The following is a 14,894-nucleotide window of genomic DNA, read 5'->3' as shown; positions in this document are numbered from 1 at the left end:
GTTTTGTTTCAGTCCAACGTTTGTTACTATTTAAGAGGATGTTTGAAAAGTGGTATTCCGTAATTTTCATCACATTGCTACCCCCCTTTCCCCTTGTAAAGGGGGGAAACAATAAAAATCCAGTTCCCTCCCCTTTACAAGGGGAGGGTTAGGGTGGGGTAAAAAATATTTGATACATCACAACCATAACTTTTCAAACACCCTCTAAGGTGGAGGGACAGATTCAGTATCTTTCGCTCTTGCTCAAGATGCAACATAACAATTAAAAAAATAATTAGTATATTTGAACATGGCAACTTTACACGGAACTTGGATACTAAATAATCAAAATAGCTATTTCTTTATTTGGGGAGAAACTTGGCGTTCTTCACAGGTACAGACTGAAGTATCTGCTGAAATTCCTTTACATCCATTGGCTATGACATCAGGGGAATTAAATGAATGGTTAGAAGCATCTAATTTATCAATTGCTCATTTAATTCAACCATCTAATAATACTAAACAAAGAATTAAAAGTAAATCAGCAACAGAAATAAAATTACCTGTTCATTCTCAAATAATTTCTTTACCAACTTATTTTTTAGAAAATAAAAAATCAGAACCGACAACAATTTCCCCAGTTCATTCTGTCAGCGTAGATATAGATTCTCCATCTTCACAATATTTACATCCTTGGCAAATTGATGGTTTTTGTCTCACTCCGGCATTAGCAATTCAATTTCTCTCATCTTTACCTTTGAGTACAAATGATAGTAAATCAGCTTTATTAGGAGCAGATATTCATTTTTGGGTACATATTTATAGATGGCATTTAGACTTAATTTCTCGTTGTAAATTTTTACCAACTGTTGAAAAACAAGATAGTAATTTAATTGCCAAATGGCAGGTACTTTTAGATAGTGCTGTAGATGTCACTAGGTTAGAGAAATTCGCCTCACAAATGCCCTTAGCTTGTCGAACATATCAACAGACTACCGAAAATATAGCAATTGATTTACCATTAATACCTCAAGAAATTATATTATCATTTCTCAATAATATTACAGATAATCAATTGCGGTTAATGGTTGGTTCTCAATCTCCTCTTGAACCTAGAATCATGATGTCCTTACCTGCGGCATTACAGCAATGGTTACAAGGATTAATTAATGAAAATAATATAATTGATGCAGCAGGAGGAGAACGTTTAGAAACTACGTTAAAAGCTTGGACTTTACCATTACAATATCAACTTACAGGTAAAGCTTTATTTAGAACTTGTTTTCAATTGCTGCCTCCAGAAAATGAAGACCCAAATTGGACTTTAAAATATTTTCTCCAAGCAGCAGATAACCTGGAATTTTTAATAGACGCAGCGACAATTTGGCATCAATCTGTAGAAAAATTAGTTTATCAAAATCGCACAATCGCACAACCTCAAGAAACATTTTTGCGAGGTTTGGGTTTAGCTTCTCGATTGTATCCGATAATTACCCCTAGTTTAGAAACTGCATCTCCCGAATTTTGTCACCTTACCCCCATGGAAGCTTATGAATTTATCAAAGCTGTAACTTGGAAATTTGAAGATAGTGGTTTAGGCGTAATTTTACCTCCTAGTTTAGCAAATCGGGAAGGGTGGGCAAATCGTTTAGGGTTAAAAATTAGTGCCGAAACTCCTCAACAAAAATCAGGACGTTTGGGTTTACAAAGTTTATTAAATTTTCAATGGCATTTGGCAATTGGTGGACAAACAATCTCTAAAGTTCAGTTTGATAAACTGGTAAAATTAAATAGTCCTTTAGTCGAAATTAATGGTGAATGGGTAGAATTGCGTCCCCAAGATATTAAAACTGCCCAAACTTTTTTTAGTTCCCGTAAAGAACAAATGTCTCTTTCCTTAGAAGATGCTTTACGCATTAGTAAAGGAGATACTCAAGTAATTGAAAAATTACCTGTTGTCAGTTTTGAAGCTTCTGGTGCATTGGAAGAATTAATAGGGGCATTAACTAATAATCAAGAAATTCAACCTTTAACTACACCTAAAATTTTTCGAGGAGAATTACGTCCTTATCAAGAAAGAGGTGCGGGTTGGTTAGCATTCTTAGAACGTTGGGGTTTAGGTGCTTGTCTTGCAGACGATATGGGATTAGGAAAAACCGTCCAATTTATCGCTTTTCTACTTCATCTTAAAGAAGAAAATGTTCTAGAAAAACCAACTTTATTAGTTTGTCCTACTTCTGTTATGGGCAATTGGCAAAAAGAAGTCAAAAAATTTGCTCCTACTCTTAAAGTTTTAGAATATCACGGTGATAAACGCCCTAAAGGTAAAGCATTTACAGAAGCAGTTAATAAACACGATATAGTAATTACTAGCTATGCACTGATTCACCGCGATATTAAGTTATTGAAAGTAATTGAATGGCAAATAATTGTTTTAGACGAAGCCCAAAATATCAAGAATTCCGAAGCAAAACAATCACAAGCAGTTCGGCAATTAGAAACCACATTTCGGATTGCTTTAACAGGAACACCTGTAGAAAATAGATTACAAGAATTATGGTCTATTTTAGATTTTCTTAATCCTGGATATTTAGGGAATAAACAATTTTTCCAAAGACGGTTTGCTATGCCGATTGAAAAGTATGGTGATACTGCTTCTTTAAATCAATTACGTTCTTTAGTTCAACCTTTTATTCTGCGACGGTTAAAAAGTGATAAGGACATTATTCAAGACTTGCCAGATAAGCAAGAAATGACGGTTTTTTGTGGCTTAACTTCCGAACAAGCTACACTATATCAACAATTAGTAGATGAATCTTTAGTAGCAATTGAATCTGCGGAAGGTTTACAACGTCGGGGGATGATTTTAGGATTATTAGTGAAGCTAAAACAGATATGTAATCATCCTTCTCAATATTTAAAATTAGCAACTTTAGAAAAACATCATTCAGCTAAATTACAACGACTAGAGGAAATGTTAGATGAAGTTTTAGTAGAAGAAGACCGCGCTTTAATTTTCACACAATTTGCTGAATGGGGTAAATTGCTAAAACCTTATTTAGAAAAGAAATTAGGACGGGAAATATTCTTTTTATATGGTAGTACCAGCAAAAAACAAAGAGAAGAAATGATTGATAGATTCCAACATGACCCCCAAGGACCACCAATTATGATTTTATCGTTAAAAGCTGGTGGTGTGGGCTTAAATTTAACTAGGGCAAATCATGTATTTCACTTTGATAGATGGTGGAATCCCGCAGTGGAAAATCAAGCCACAGACAGAGTATTTAGAATTGGTCAAACTCGCAATGTCCAAGTTCATAAATTTGTCTGTACTGGGACTTTAGAAGAAAAAATTAATGATATGATAGAAAGTAAAAAACAACTCGCAGAACAAGTAGTAGGTGCAGGAGAAGATTGGTTAACGGAAATGGATACAGACCAACTTCGCAACTTATTAATATTAGATCGGAATGCAGTCATCGAAGAAGATGAAGTTTAAGGAAGATATGACAGAAAACATAGACCATGACCGGTTATTCAAAGAACTAATATCAACTTTTTTCATAGAATTTATAGAATTATTCTTTCCTCAAGTTCTCGAATATATAGACACTGAATCAATTATATTCTTAGACAAGGAAATATTTACTGATGTTACCGCAGGAGACAAATATGAAACCGACCTGATAGCCAAAGTTAAATTTTTAGGTCAACCTTCTTATTTTGTGATTCATATTGAAGCCGAATCAGGTGCAAGATCGAAATTTAATCAAAGAATGTTTCGTTATTTTGCCAGATTAGATGAAAAATTAGACTTACCAATATATCCCATAGTTATATTTTCCTACGACTCACCCAAAACCGTAGCCGTGAATAACTATCAAATCAACTTTCCTGATTTTCAAGTGCTAAAATTTAATTATCAAGTAGTGCAACTGAATCAACTCAACTGGCGAGACTTTTTAGCCCGTCAAAATCCGGTTGCATCAGCTTTGATGTCAAAAATGAGCATAGTGCCAGAAGATAGGCCAAAAGTCAAAGCAGAATGTTTAAGGTTATTAGTCACCTTAAAATTAAATCCAGCCAAAATGCAATTAATATCAGGTTTCATTGACACATATTTGAGATTGAATAAAATAGAAGAAGAGAAATTTCAAACAGAAATAGGTACATTAATCAAAGAAGAAAAGGAGGAAGTTATGCAAATTGTCACCAGTTGGATGGAAGAAGGAATTGAACGAGGAATTGAACGAGGAATTGAACGAGGAATTGAACGAGGAATTGAACGAGAAAAAAATTTAATTCTCCGTTTAATTAATAGGAAGTTTGGACAAATTGATCGAGAATTAGAAACTGAAATTAGAAGTTTAAATATAGAAATCATTGAGACTTTGGGAGAAGCAATATTTGATTTAGATACTGTGGAAGATTTGCAAAATTGGTTAGATAATCTTTAATATATGAGTAACGAAACCTTACAAGCAAGTCGGGAATGGTGGTCACAAAGATGGCTCGATTTACTGGATTCTTACCGATTTAAAAAGCGCTTAGAACGGGCAAGAAATTATTCTCGACAAGGAAATGTTTTGAGTATTAGATTTAAAGCTGCGAAAGTATTAGCTAGAGTCCAAGGTAGTGAAGCAGAACCTTATAAAGTTTCTTTATCTCTTGATGCTTTTAGTGAGGAAGAATGGGGTTATGTGGTGGAAACAATGTCTCAAAAGGCGATTTTTGCGGCTAAGTTATTAGCGGGGGAAATGCCACAAAATATTGAAGAAGTTTTTATCAGTAATGGTTTATCATTGTTTCCCTTTACTCTGACTGATGTTCACAGTAAATGTTCTTGTCCTGATAAAGCCGTTCCTTGTAAACATATAGGTGCAGTATATTATCAATTAGGCGATCGCTTTAGTGAAGATCCATTTGTATTATTTCAATTACGTGGACGCACCAAAGAGCAAATTATCAGCGATTTACGTCAATTACGCAGCACTAAAAATGTAGAAACAATTCAGGAAATATCGGCAATTCAACCAGAAGTTTCTGAACATCAATATCCCGTTAAAATAGATGATTTTTGGCAATATAATCAGCCGTTAGAATCGTCTTTAGTAGTTATTTCACCTGCTGTTAGTGAAACAGTATTAGATGTATTAGGGACAATTCCCTTAGCGAAAGATGAGGGAAATACAACTAATTTACCTGCTAGTGAATTGGTGATGAAATATTTAAAAGCCATTTATCAAGATGTGAGTCAAAAGGCATTTGTAGCAGCGATGAATGTGGGACAATAAGCAGGGGAAACGCACTAATATTATTGCAGCAATTTTCAGAAATAATCCAAAAATTATTATTAAATTAGACAAATTACGTACTCAAGGAGAAAAAGTTTTTATCAGTGGAATGACTTACTATGAAATTCAACGGGGATTTCTAGCTGTCAAAGCTACGAGAAAGTTAATCAACTTAGAAAATTTAGGCAATGAATACAAGGTATTACTATTAGATGATATGGCTATATTTCAAAAAGCTGCGGAAATCTATGCTGATTTGAAACAAAGAGGTTTACCAATTCAAGAAGCCGATATATTTATAGCAGCTACAGCTATTATCCACAATTTAATTTTAGTTTCCCATGATTCTGATTTATTAAGAATTAAAGAATTGCAATTAGAAGATTGGTTGCAAGAGGAATAAAATTAAATTAAATCATTTTTAATCAACCGTTTTTGTAAAGCCACAACAACAGCCTGAGAGCGATCGCTCACTTCTAGTTTATGTAAGATAGTATGGACGTGAACCCGCACTGTTCCCGGTGTAATATAAAGTGCCAGAGCAATTTCTTGATTAGTTTTTCCCGCTGCCAATAGTAATAAAATTTCTTGTTCTCTTTGTGTTAGTTTATGAGTAGGCTTTGAGCTATTTTCTGATTCAAAATGGTGATGATCTGATGCAAAGGTAGAACGAATTTCCCTAGTTGCAGTTTCATCCCACCAAGATGCCCCAGATGCGACGGAATACAGAGCCAATACCAATTTTTCAGCCGCAACACCTTTAAGACAATAACCTTGAGCGCCCACTTCAATTAACCGCGTAATCAGAGATTTTTGGGAATGGGAAGTGAGGACTAAAACTGGCAAATTAGGATATTTTTGTTTAATTTGATAACAGGCTTCAATCCCGCCAATTCCTGGTAATCCTACATCTAAAATAACGACATCAAGAGGGTGCTGGTTGACTAACTCAATGGCTGTTTCACCATCTTCCGCTTCCGCGATAATCTCCAAACCAGTTTCTTGCTGCAATCGCACACGCAAGCCCAAACGGAAAAGTTCATCATCCTCAACTAGGAGGATTTTTATGGGGGTAGAAGACATCTGATGTTATTTAAGATTGAAATGGCAAAACAGGGAGCTTGAAGGCAAAAATAGCGCCATTGGGAACTCTGTTTTCTGCCCATATTATACCGTTATGAGCTTCAATAATTTGCCGAGATAAATAAAGTCCTAATCCCGAACCTTTAGCTTGGCGTTGGCAAAGCTCACCGCGATAGCGTTCGCGGAGCGTCCCGGAGGGAACTAGCGCTCCGTAGGAATCGCTATTTCCTTGGTAAAATCGTTCAAATAAGTGGGAAAACTGTTCAGGTTGGATACCTGCACCTGTATCTAAAATTTTGACAACTTGATAGGAAGTTTGCGGTTCTAAGACAATTTCGACATGATCACCGCGTCGAGAATGGTTAATAGCATTAATCAGCAAATTGCTAAAAACTCGTTGCAGTTGCAAAGCATCACCGCGCACCCAAAGAGAGCGTTTCCAATCAGAATCACCATAGTTTAATGATAGATGAATGCGACGATTTGCTGCTAATTCAATTAAAGTAGCCGTTGCTGTTTCTGCTAAGATACTTAAATCCACAGGAGCTAAATCTAGTTTTAAGCCTTCTGTATCATTGCGATAAACATCTAACAAAGTTTCTAATAAATCAAGGGAAGTTTCATGGCTGCGTGCCATTGTTGCTAGAACTTTCTGTTGGGTTGGTAAAACTGCACCAAATTTTTCTTTTTGAAAGGCTTTAATAGTTTCAACTGCTCCTAAAAGTGGCGTTTTTAAATCGTGAGTAAGTGTGGAAGCAAAATCTTCTCTTAGTCTCACTAATTGGGCTTGGGATTCGAGTTTAGTTTGAGTGAGGGCAATGGCTTTTTGAGATTTTCGTAATCGCTGACTTAAAAATCCGGTGACTATCAAAGCTATTGCAGCAATTACTCGACTAGCAACAGTAGAAGCTCGAATTGATTCACCTCCAGGTATCCACGCATTTAACATAGTTAGAAAAACAGCAAGAAATGTTGCGCCTATTGTTGCCATTCCCCCAAACCAAGAATTGACTAATAAAATTGCTCCACTGTAGAGATATCCAAAAACATAATCATTGGGGGTGGAATATTCTAAAACTGCTAAAAAGATAAATATAGTGACAATTAGTAATATTTTACTAAGACGTAAGTTATTGTTTATTAATTTATTTTTTAAAGATGCCATTTACTAACTTACCTTTTCTCAACTTATATAACTATAACAATTATCAAGGCTCAGATCCCCGACTTCTTAAAGAAGTCAGAGATCTTGATGGGATCTTGTTTACTAGCGTTTAGATTTCCTCTAAACTTTACTAAACACTGATATATATCTTTGGGTAGACACATAAATAGAAAAATAAACGATTTTTATATCCTTGTACTCCTTGTTTTTATTGCCACAATAATTGATGATATAAATTAATCATCTCAAGATTACTATCTAAATCAGGATTTTTAGGATGAAATAATTAACAAAAATGATACTGAAAGTAAGCATTTAGCCGTCAGCTATTAGGAAGAATTGAATTGATAAGCATTCTGAATATTAATTACTGATGTCAGCCTCCCCCCACTTGAAAACCCGTAAAATCTGTTTTTAGCTGACTGCTTAATACTGAAAAGCCATAACAACTTTCTTTGAGGAGATTTTATAATTCATGTTACAAGGTTGGATACAAATTGCATTAACATTAATCATTGTCATTGCCACCACTCCTTTATTAGGGAGATATATCGCTTGCGTTTTTCTAGGAGAAAGCACACTGCTTGACTCTGTGTTAAATCCCATAGAAAGAATAATTTTTGTTTTAATTGGAGTTCGTCCTCAAGATGAAATGACAGGTTGGCAATATGCCAAAGCTGTACTTTACAGTAATATCGTTATGGGGATTTTGGTATTTACTATTTTGATAACTCAAGCATGGCTACCATTCAATCCGACAGGGTTAGGTACACCAACTTGGGATACAGCATTACACACGACTTTTTCTTTTCTGACTAATACAGATCAACAACATTATTCTGGAGAAACAACCTTGAGTTATGCCAGTCAAACATTCGCTTTGAGTTTTTTGATGTTCGTTTCATCAGCGACCGGTTTGTCGGTAGGAATTGCCTTTATTCGGGGCTTAACTGGCAGAACATTGGGTAACTTTTATATTGACATCACCAAGTCAATTACGCGGATTTTGTTGCCCATGTCAATCATTATGGGATTGTTATTGATCATGGCTGGTGTGCCTGAAACCCTTGCCGGAGTGGCAACAGCGACAACATTAGAAGGTGCTACTCAAGCGATCGCTCGCGGACCAGTTGCCCACATGGAAGCGATTAAACAAATTGGTGAGAACGGTGGTGGTTTTTTTGCTATTAACTCAGCACATCCCTTTGAAAATCCCAGTGGTTTTTCTAACTTATTGCAAACCTGGGGCATGATTTCTATCCCCACAGCACTAATTTACACCTATGGCGTATTTGCTAACAATCTCAAACAGGCATGGTTAGCATTTTGGATGGTATTTACTATCTTTACCATCTTGTGGATTGTGACTACAATTGGTGAGTATCAAGGAAATCCCTTAGTTAATTCTCTTTTAGGATCACAACAACCCAATTTAGAAGGAAAAGAAGTAAGATTTGGTTGGGCGCAAAGTTCATTATTTGCAACTATTACCACCGGGACAATGTGTGGTGCTGTTAACGCACTTCTCGACTCATTTATGCCCCCAGGTGGATTTGTATTTCTCTTTAATTTATTCTTGCAAATCGTTTGGGGAGGCCAAGGAACTGGGACAGCCTATTTATTTATCTACTATATTTTAGCAGTGTTTTTAACCGGCTTAATGGTAGGACGGACTCCAGAATTTTTAGGTCGCAAAATAGAGAAAAAAGAAATCGTTCTGTCCAGCGTTGTTTTATTAGTTCACCCCTTCGCCATTCTCATTCCTTGGGCAATAGTTTTTGCTTTTCCCGATGCACTTTCAGGTATTAGTAACCCAGGCTTTCATGGCGTTTCTCAAGTAGTTTATGAATATGCTTCCGCAGCCGCAAATAACGGTTCTGGCTTTGAAGGACTAGCTGATAGTCAACCAGCAGCAACAGGACTTTGGTGGAATCTCAGTGCTAGTTTCAGTATTCTCGCAGGACGTTATATTCCCATTATTGCCTTGTTGCTATTAGCAGATAGTATGTCCAACAAACAACCAGTTCCTATGACTGCCGGTACTCTCAGAACCGACACTGGTTTATTCACTGGAGTTACAGGAGGAGTAATTTTAATTCTTGGGGCGCTGACTTTCTTTCCTGTATTAGTTTTAGGTCCAATTGCAGAATGGTTTTTAATTTCCAAATAAACTTATGACTTACACAAAATATGTTTCAATCTTTTATTTCTCTGCGTCCTCTGTGCCTCTGTGGTTCGTCCCTGACATTTTTGAATAACTAAACATCCATGAAAACTACAAAAACTCGACAAGAACGAAAACATACTGCCAAAGTTAAAAATACTGGAATTTATACTAGAGCATTTAAACAAGCATTTGTCAAATTAGACCCACGCAATATGCTAAAAAATCCAGTTATGTTTTTGGTATGGGTGGGGACGATTGTTACAGCTTTAGTAACTATTGAACCAAATCTTTTTGGGATTACTCCTGATAATAATCCGCGACTTTTTAACGGTCTAATTACCATAATTCTGTTCTTGACTCTTATTTTTGCAAATTTCGCCGAAGCGGTAGCAGAAGGACGAGGAAAAGCGCAAGCTGACTCATTACGGGCGACAAAATCCGATGTTGTAGCCCGAAAACTTCTCCCTGACGGTTCTATTCAAGAAGTTAATTCTGCTACTTTGCGTCGTGGTGATCAAATTAAAGTTATCGCTGGTGATGTTATCCCCGCAGACGGAGAAGTAATTGCTGGTGTGGCTTCTGTAGATGAATCTGCTATTACTGGAGAATCTGCGCCAGTTTTAAAACAACCAGGAACTGATATTGCTAGTTCTGTAACGGGAGGAACGCGCATTAATTCTGATGAACTAACTATTAGGGTAACATCAGATCCAGGTCAAGGTTTTATTGATAGAATGATTGCTTTAGTAGAAGGGGCTTCTCGCACTAAAACCCCCAATGAAATTGCCTTAACTGTACTTTTGGCAGTGCTAACTCAAGTTTTTTTAGTGGTAATTGTCACGCTACCAACAGTGTCAGTTTATGTTAAATCACCTGTGAGTATTGCGGTATTAATTGCCTTATTAGTGGCGTTAATTCCTACTACAATTGGCGGATTATTGAGTGCAATTGGCATTGCCGGGATGGATAGAGTGGCTCAATTTAATGTCATAGCCACATCTGGAAGGGCTGTAGAAGCCTGTGGAGATATTAACACTTTGGTTTTAGACAAAACGGGAACAATTACATTAGGAAACCGCATGGCGGAAGAATTTATTCCTGTTAAAGGTCATTCTCTCAATGAAGTTGCCCAAATTTCCTTGGCATCCAGTATTTTTGATGAAACTCCCGAAGGAAAATCAATTGTTAAATTAGCCGAATCATTAGGAGCAAAATTGAGTTTTAATCCCACAACTGCGGCAGGAATTGAATTTTCAGCAAAAACGCGTATGAGTGGCATTGATTTACCGAATGGTATCGAAATTCGCAAAGGGGCTGTAGATGCAATTAAAGGATTTGTGCGTTCTCGTAATGGACAATTAACCGCAGAACTTAATACGGCTTATGAGCGAGTTTCTAAATTAGGGGGAACACCATTAGCAGTTTGTAAAAATGATGATATTTATGGTGTAATTTATCTTAAAGATATTATTAAACCGGGGATTAAAGAACGATTTGATCAAATGCGAAGAATGGGAATTAAAACTGTGATGCTGACAGGAGATAACCGTCTCACTGCTTCTGTAATTGCCGAAGAAGCTGGTGTAGATGACTTTATTGCTGAAGCAACTCCAGAGGACAAAATTGAAGTAATTCGCAGCGAACAAGCACAAGGAAAATTAGTCGCTATGACTGGAGATGGTACTAATGATGCCCCAGCTTTAGCACAAGCGAATGTTGGTGTAGCAATGAATTCTGGTACACAAGCTGCAAAGGAAGCTGCTAATATGGTAGATCTGGATTCTGACCCGACAAAATTAATTGATATTGTCACTATTGGTAAACAATTACTAATTACCCGTGGGGCTTTAACAACTTTTTCTCTCGCTAATGATGTCGCTAAATACTTCGCAATTATTCCAGCGATTTTCCCTGGGATTGGGGTAAATGGTTTAAATATTATGGGTTTGGCAAGTACCCAATCAGCAGTTTTATCAGCTTTGATTTACAACGCTTTGATTATTCCGGCTTTAATTCCCTTAGCATTAACTGGGGTGAAATTTCGTCCTCTCACTGCTAACCAACTTTTGCAACGGAACATCTTTATTTACGGATTAGGTGGCGTAATAGCTCCTTTTATTGCTATCAAAATTATTGACGTTTTCATTGTATCTATAGGATTAGCTTAATCAATGACAATTTCTAAAGGTCATCGTGTTCCTCTGGGTCTGTTTTTACTACTTTGCTTGAATTTATTATTAGCACCAGCAGTTCAAGCAGCGACTTCGGTAGCAGAATCGCGTTTTTCGGCTTATACGATTACTTTGTTGGGGCTTGTTACTCTGTGTCTTTGTGTTTATTTGTTTGTGGTGATTTTTCAGCCTGAGAGGTTTTAATATGAACCATATTTTTTATTTCGCGCAGAGACGCTAAGGAGCAAAGGCGCAAAGGAAGAAATATATTTTGTTGTGGTTTTTTAAATTAGGGAGGTTTGAATATGAGTCAGAGACATCAAGTTAGTAAGGCGATTCGTTCGACTTTGGTTTTGTGGGTGATAACGGCTTTTATTTATCCGTTATTTATGTTGATTTCGGGACAAGTTGTTTTTTCTGATCAGGCTAATGGTAGTTTAATTAAAAATTCTCAAGGTGTGATTATTGGTTCAGCTTTAATTGGTCAACCTTTTGCCAGTGAAAAGTATTTTTGGGGTCGTCCTAGCACTACTAATTACAGCACAGCAGACCCTAAAAAGGATGAAGTTGGTGTTTTGAAGACGGGGGTATCTGGTGCTAGTAATTTAGCTCCCAGTAATCCAGCATTACTAGAACGTATTAATGGGAATGAAGGTGAAATTCAGCGACTTAAAAAAGCGGGTATCCAACCTACTGCGGATTTAGTTTATACTTCTGGTTCGAGTCTTGATCCTCACATTACTCCTGAAAGTGCTAAGGTACAAATTGCCAGAGTAGCAAAAGCGCGAGGAGTTGAACCAAAGCAGTTGGAAACTTTAATTTCTCAAAACACTGATGGTCGTTTCTTGGGTATTTTTGGTGAACCGGGAGTAAATGTTTTAAAACTAAATCTAGCAGTGGATAAAATTAGTAAATAAGTAGGAATTTCTTCATGTTTAATCCCTCTACCCCTTCTCCTGACAGTTCTTATATTCGTCCTGCTCGACGCGGAAAGCATAAAATTTTCATTGGTATGGCTCCCGGTGTGGGGAAAACTTATAGAATGCTAGAGGAAGCACATCAACTTAAAAAAGATGGTATTGATGTTGTTATTGGCTTGTTAGAAACTCATGGACGCAAAGATACGGCGGTAAAAGCGATAGGATTGGAGGTAATTCCTAGAAAAGTCATTATTCACAAAAATATCAACCTTGAAGAAATGGACACAGAGGGAATTTTTAAACGCTCTCCCCAACTGGTTTTAGTTGATGAATTAGCGCATACAAATATCCCCGGTTCAGCTAGAGAAAAACGCTATCAAGATGTAGAATTAATTTTAGCAGAAGGTATAGATGTTTACTCTACTGTCAACATTCAACATCTAGAAAGTTTGAATGATTTGGTAGCTAGAATTACGGGTGTTGTGGTGAGAGAACGTATCCCTGATCTTCTCTTAGATGAAGCTGATGCTGTTGTTGTGATTGATGTGACTCCAGAAACTTTAGAAGAACGCTTACGGGAAGGTAAAATCTATACTCCTGATAAAATTGAGCAATCTTTAGAAAACTTTTTTCAACGTCGAAATCTGATTGCTTTGCGAGAATTAGCACTAAGAGAAGTCGCAGATACGGTTGAAGAAGAAGCAAATACTTCCATTTCTGCTGGGCAAATTTGTAATGTCCACGAACGAGTTTTAGTATGTGTATCTACTTATCCCAATTCGATTCAATTATTACGGCGTGGTGCGCGACTTGCTAATTATATGAATGCCAAACTTTATACTCTATTTATTGCAGATCCTGAACGTTTTCTCAGTAAGGAAGAAAGTTTACACATTGATACTTGTGAAAAACTATGTCTTGAATTCGCTGGTGAATTTCTCCATATTAAAAATCACAATGTTTCTCAAACAATTGCCCAAATTGCCGCAACTTATCATATCACTCAGATAGTTATTGGTGAAAGTCAGCAACCTCGATGGAAAAGATTTTTCAAACGCTCTTTTACACAACGCTTGCTGGAGTTAATCAGAAATCAAAACATAGATTTACATATTATCGCTACAGAGAAATAAATTTTAATATTTTTTAATCTATCTTCGATGAGATGCAATTTTTTTCTTTTTCGTCTAGTATAAATATCGAACATTAACTTAAATATCTATTCTCACCAGTTACCCAAATTCTTTGTGTATAGATGCAAGATATTGTAGTTATATGAAGTGTAAAATTTAATTACAAAACTATGCCATAAAAGGCTTTGACTCTTGACCCCTGTTGTATGATTGTTAGTGAATATTAAGGATGCTTTTACCAAATATTAACCTAAAAAGCCGAATATACTCATTATCATTAGTTAGCAAGCTAACATCGAGGTATATATGTTTAACAGAATTTTAGTCGCAGTAGATCGCTCAGAAATGAGCGTAAAAGTTTTTGAACAAGCTTTATCTTTAGCCAAGATCACATCTGCAAACTTAATGTTACTGCACGTTTTATCACAAGAAGAAGAAGGCAGTCCAGAGGCGCTGGTTTTCCCCAATATTGACTACTATCCCGGTTGGAATGAGCAAAGTTTTAAATTATACCAAGAGCATTGGGAAAAATTTAAAAATGAAGGCTTGCAAATGTTACAGTCATGGAGCGCTCAAGCTAATAAATCTGGTGTTAATACGGAATTTACACAAAATACTGGTAATCCAGGACGAATGATTTGTGAATTAGCCATTGACTGGAATGCTGACTTAATTATGATGGGACGACGGGGACGTTCTGGACTGACGGAATTTTTTCTCGGTAGTGTGAGTAATTATGTTTTACATCATGCACCCTGTTCAGTGCAGATTGTTCATGTTCCTATTAGTTCCCAAGCGGTAAATGTTACTTCAGCAGCTACTACATTTAGTAATTAATGCTAATTGAAGCTGCATAGAATCAGATTTCAAGAATTATTAACCGCAGATAAACGCAGATAAACACAGATAAAGAGGGATGAATATTTGTCGGGTGCGTCAGATATCAACAATCTGTTTATTTACAGGATTTATGCCTTCT

Annotated in this window: 12 protein-coding genes; 10 read left to right on the top strand and 2 right to left on the bottom strand. The window is 36.5% G+C overall.

What is annotated here, in order from left to right:
• Nucleotides 1–289 precede the first annotated feature (289 nt).
• From FJR09_RS05060 to FJR09_RS05045, 4 genes are read left to right on the top strand one after another with little or no spacing between them, the layout of a single operon-like run.
• Nucleotides 290–3,481, top strand: coding sequence for a DEAD/DEAH box helicase (locus tag FJR09_RS05060; RefSeq protein WP_168652701.1), 3,192 nt, complete (start codon nucleotides 290–292; stop codon nucleotides 3,479–3,481).
• A gap of 7 nt (nucleotides 3,482–3,488) precedes the next feature.
• Nucleotides 3,489–4,439 carry a DUF4351 domain-containing protein gene (locus tag FJR09_RS05055; RefSeq protein WP_015079827.1) on the top strand — a complete coding sequence of 317 codons (951 nt, stop codon included), beginning with the start codon at nucleotides 3,489–3,491 and terminating at the stop codon, nucleotides 4,437–4,439.
• Between the two features lie 3 nt (nucleotides 4,440–4,442).
• Nucleotides 4,443–5,276 (top strand): SWIM zinc finger family protein, encoded by an 834-nt coding sequence (locus tag FJR09_RS05050; RefSeq protein ID WP_015079826.1) that lies wholly within the window; start codon nucleotides 4,443–4,445, stop codon nucleotides 5,274–5,276.
• Entirely contained in the window at nucleotides 5,263–5,679 is a 417-nt protein-coding gene (locus FJR09_RS05045) for a type II toxin-antitoxin system VapC family toxin (RefSeq protein ID WP_015079825.1), read from the top strand. Before FJR09_RS05050 ends, FJR09_RS05045 begins: the two co-directional genes overlap by 14 nt.
• A 2-nt stretch (nucleotides 5,680–5,681) precedes the next feature.
• Here the strand turns inward: FJR09_RS05045 and FJR09_RS05040 are convergent, their stop codons facing one another.
• Together FJR09_RS05040 and FJR09_RS05035 are read right to left on the bottom strand one after the other, a co-directional pair.
• A complete protein-coding gene (locus tag FJR09_RS05040; protein ID WP_015079824.1) occupies nucleotides 5,682–6,359 on the bottom strand; it encodes a response regulator transcription factor in 678 nt (225 codons plus the stop codon).
• A 10-nt stretch (nucleotides 6,360–6,369) separates the two neighbouring features.
• The gene (locus tag FJR09_RS05035) at nucleotides 6,370–7,524 is read right to left on the bottom strand and encodes a sensor histidine kinase KdpD (protein WP_015079823.1); all 1,155 of its coding nucleotides are present in this window, start codon (nucleotides 7,522–7,524) and stop codon (nucleotides 6,370–6,372) included.
• A gap of 475 nt (nucleotides 7,525–7,999) precedes the next feature.
• Between FJR09_RS05035 and kdpA the strand changes: the two genes are divergently transcribed.
• The 6 genes from kdpA (at nucleotide 8,000) to FJR09_RS05005 (ending at nucleotide 14,752) form a co-directional block, all read left to right on the top strand.
• Nucleotides 8,000–9,694: a potassium-transporting ATPase subunit KdpA gene (gene kdpA / locus FJR09_RS05030; RefSeq protein WP_015079822.1), complete on the top strand. Its 1,695-nt coding sequence runs from the start codon at nucleotides 8,000–8,002 to the stop codon at nucleotides 9,692–9,694.
• A gap of 98 nt (nucleotides 9,695–9,792) precedes the next feature.
• The gene (gene kdpB, locus FJR09_RS05025; RefSeq protein WP_168652083.1) at nucleotides 9,793–11,859 is read left to right on the top strand and encodes a potassium-transporting ATPase subunit KdpB; all 2,067 of its coding nucleotides are present in this window, start codon (nucleotides 9,793–9,795) and stop codon (nucleotides 11,857–11,859) included.
• A 3-nt stretch (nucleotides 11,860–11,862) separates the two neighbouring features.
• A complete protein-coding gene (kdpF, locus tag FJR09_RS26080; protein ID WP_015079820.1) occupies nucleotides 11,863–12,066 on the top strand; it encodes a K(+)-transporting ATPase subunit F in 204 nt (67 codons plus the stop codon).
• Between the two features lie 101 nt (nucleotides 12,067–12,167).
• Nucleotides 12,168–12,779: a K(+)-transporting ATPase subunit C gene (gene kdpC, locus FJR09_RS05015; protein ID WP_015079819.1), complete on the top strand. Its 612-nt coding sequence runs from the start codon at nucleotides 12,168–12,170 to the stop codon at nucleotides 12,777–12,779.
• Nucleotides 12,780–12,793: 14 nt separating this feature from the next.
• Complete coding sequence (locus FJR09_RS05010; RefSeq protein WP_015079818.1) at nucleotides 12,794–13,915, top strand: sensor protein KdpD; 1,122 nt, start codon at nucleotides 12,794–12,796, stop codon at nucleotides 13,913–13,915.
• Nucleotides 13,916–14,221: 306 nt separating this feature from the next.
• Nucleotides 14,222–14,752: a universal stress protein gene (locus FJR09_RS05005; RefSeq protein WP_015079817.1), complete on the top strand. Its 531-nt coding sequence runs from the start codon at nucleotides 14,222–14,224 to the stop codon at nucleotides 14,750–14,752.
• Nucleotides 14,753–14,894: the final 142 nt, after the last annotated feature.

The organism is Dolichospermum sp. UHCC 0406, from assembly GCF_009712025.1.
GTDB classification, from domain to species: domain Bacteria; phylum Cyanobacteriota; class Cyanobacteriia; order Cyanobacteriales; family Nostocaceae; genus Dolichospermum; species Dolichospermum lemmermannii.
Note: the sequence above shows the minus strand (reverse complement) of the source record. Positions and strands in the feature narration are given on the sequence as shown.

Bases quoted from the DNA above. Each gene is read 5' to 3' on its own strand.
- FJR09_RS05035 (WP_015079823.1), bottom strand. From the start codon at position 7,524: ATGGCATCTTTAAAAAATAAATTAATAAACAATAACTTACGTCTTAGT.
- FJR09_RS05050 (WP_015079826.1), top strand. From the start codon at position 4,443: ATGAGTAACGAAACCTTACAAGCAAGTCGGGAATGGTGGTCACAAAGA.
- FJR09_RS05040 (WP_015079824.1), bottom strand. From the start codon at position 6,359: ATGTCTTCTACCCCCATAAAAATCCTCCTAGTTGAGGATGATGAACTT.
- FJR09_RS05055 (WP_015079827.1), top strand. From the start codon at position 3,489: ATGACAGAAAACATAGACCATGACCGGTTATTCAAAGAACTAATATCA.
- kdpC (WP_015079819.1), top strand. From the start codon at position 12,168: ATGAGTCAGAGACATCAAGTTAGTAAGGCGATTCGTTCGACTTTGGTT.
- FJR09_RS05060 (WP_168652701.1), top strand. From the start codon at position 290: ATGGCAACTTTACACGGAACTTGGATACTAAATAATCAAAATAGCTAT.
- FJR09_RS05045 (WP_015079825.1), top strand. From the start codon at position 5,263: ATGTGGGACAATAAGCAGGGGAAACGCACTAATATTATTGCAGCAATT.
- FJR09_RS05010 (WP_015079818.1), top strand. From the start codon at position 12,794: ATGTTTAATCCCTCTACCCCTTCTCCTGACAGTTCTTATATTCGTCCT.
- kdpA (WP_015079822.1), top strand. From the start codon at position 8,000: ATGTTACAAGGTTGGATACAAATTGCATTAACATTAATCATTGTCATT.
- kdpB (WP_168652083.1), top strand. From the start codon at position 9,793: ATGAAAACTACAAAAACTCGACAAGAACGAAAACATACTGCCAAAGTT.
- kdpF (WP_015079820.1), top strand. From the start codon at position 11,863: ATGACAATTTCTAAAGGTCATCGTGTTCCTCTGGGTCTGTTTTTACTA.
- FJR09_RS05005 (WP_015079817.1), top strand. From the start codon at position 14,222: ATGTTTAACAGAATTTTAGTCGCAGTAGATCGCTCAGAAATGAGCGTA.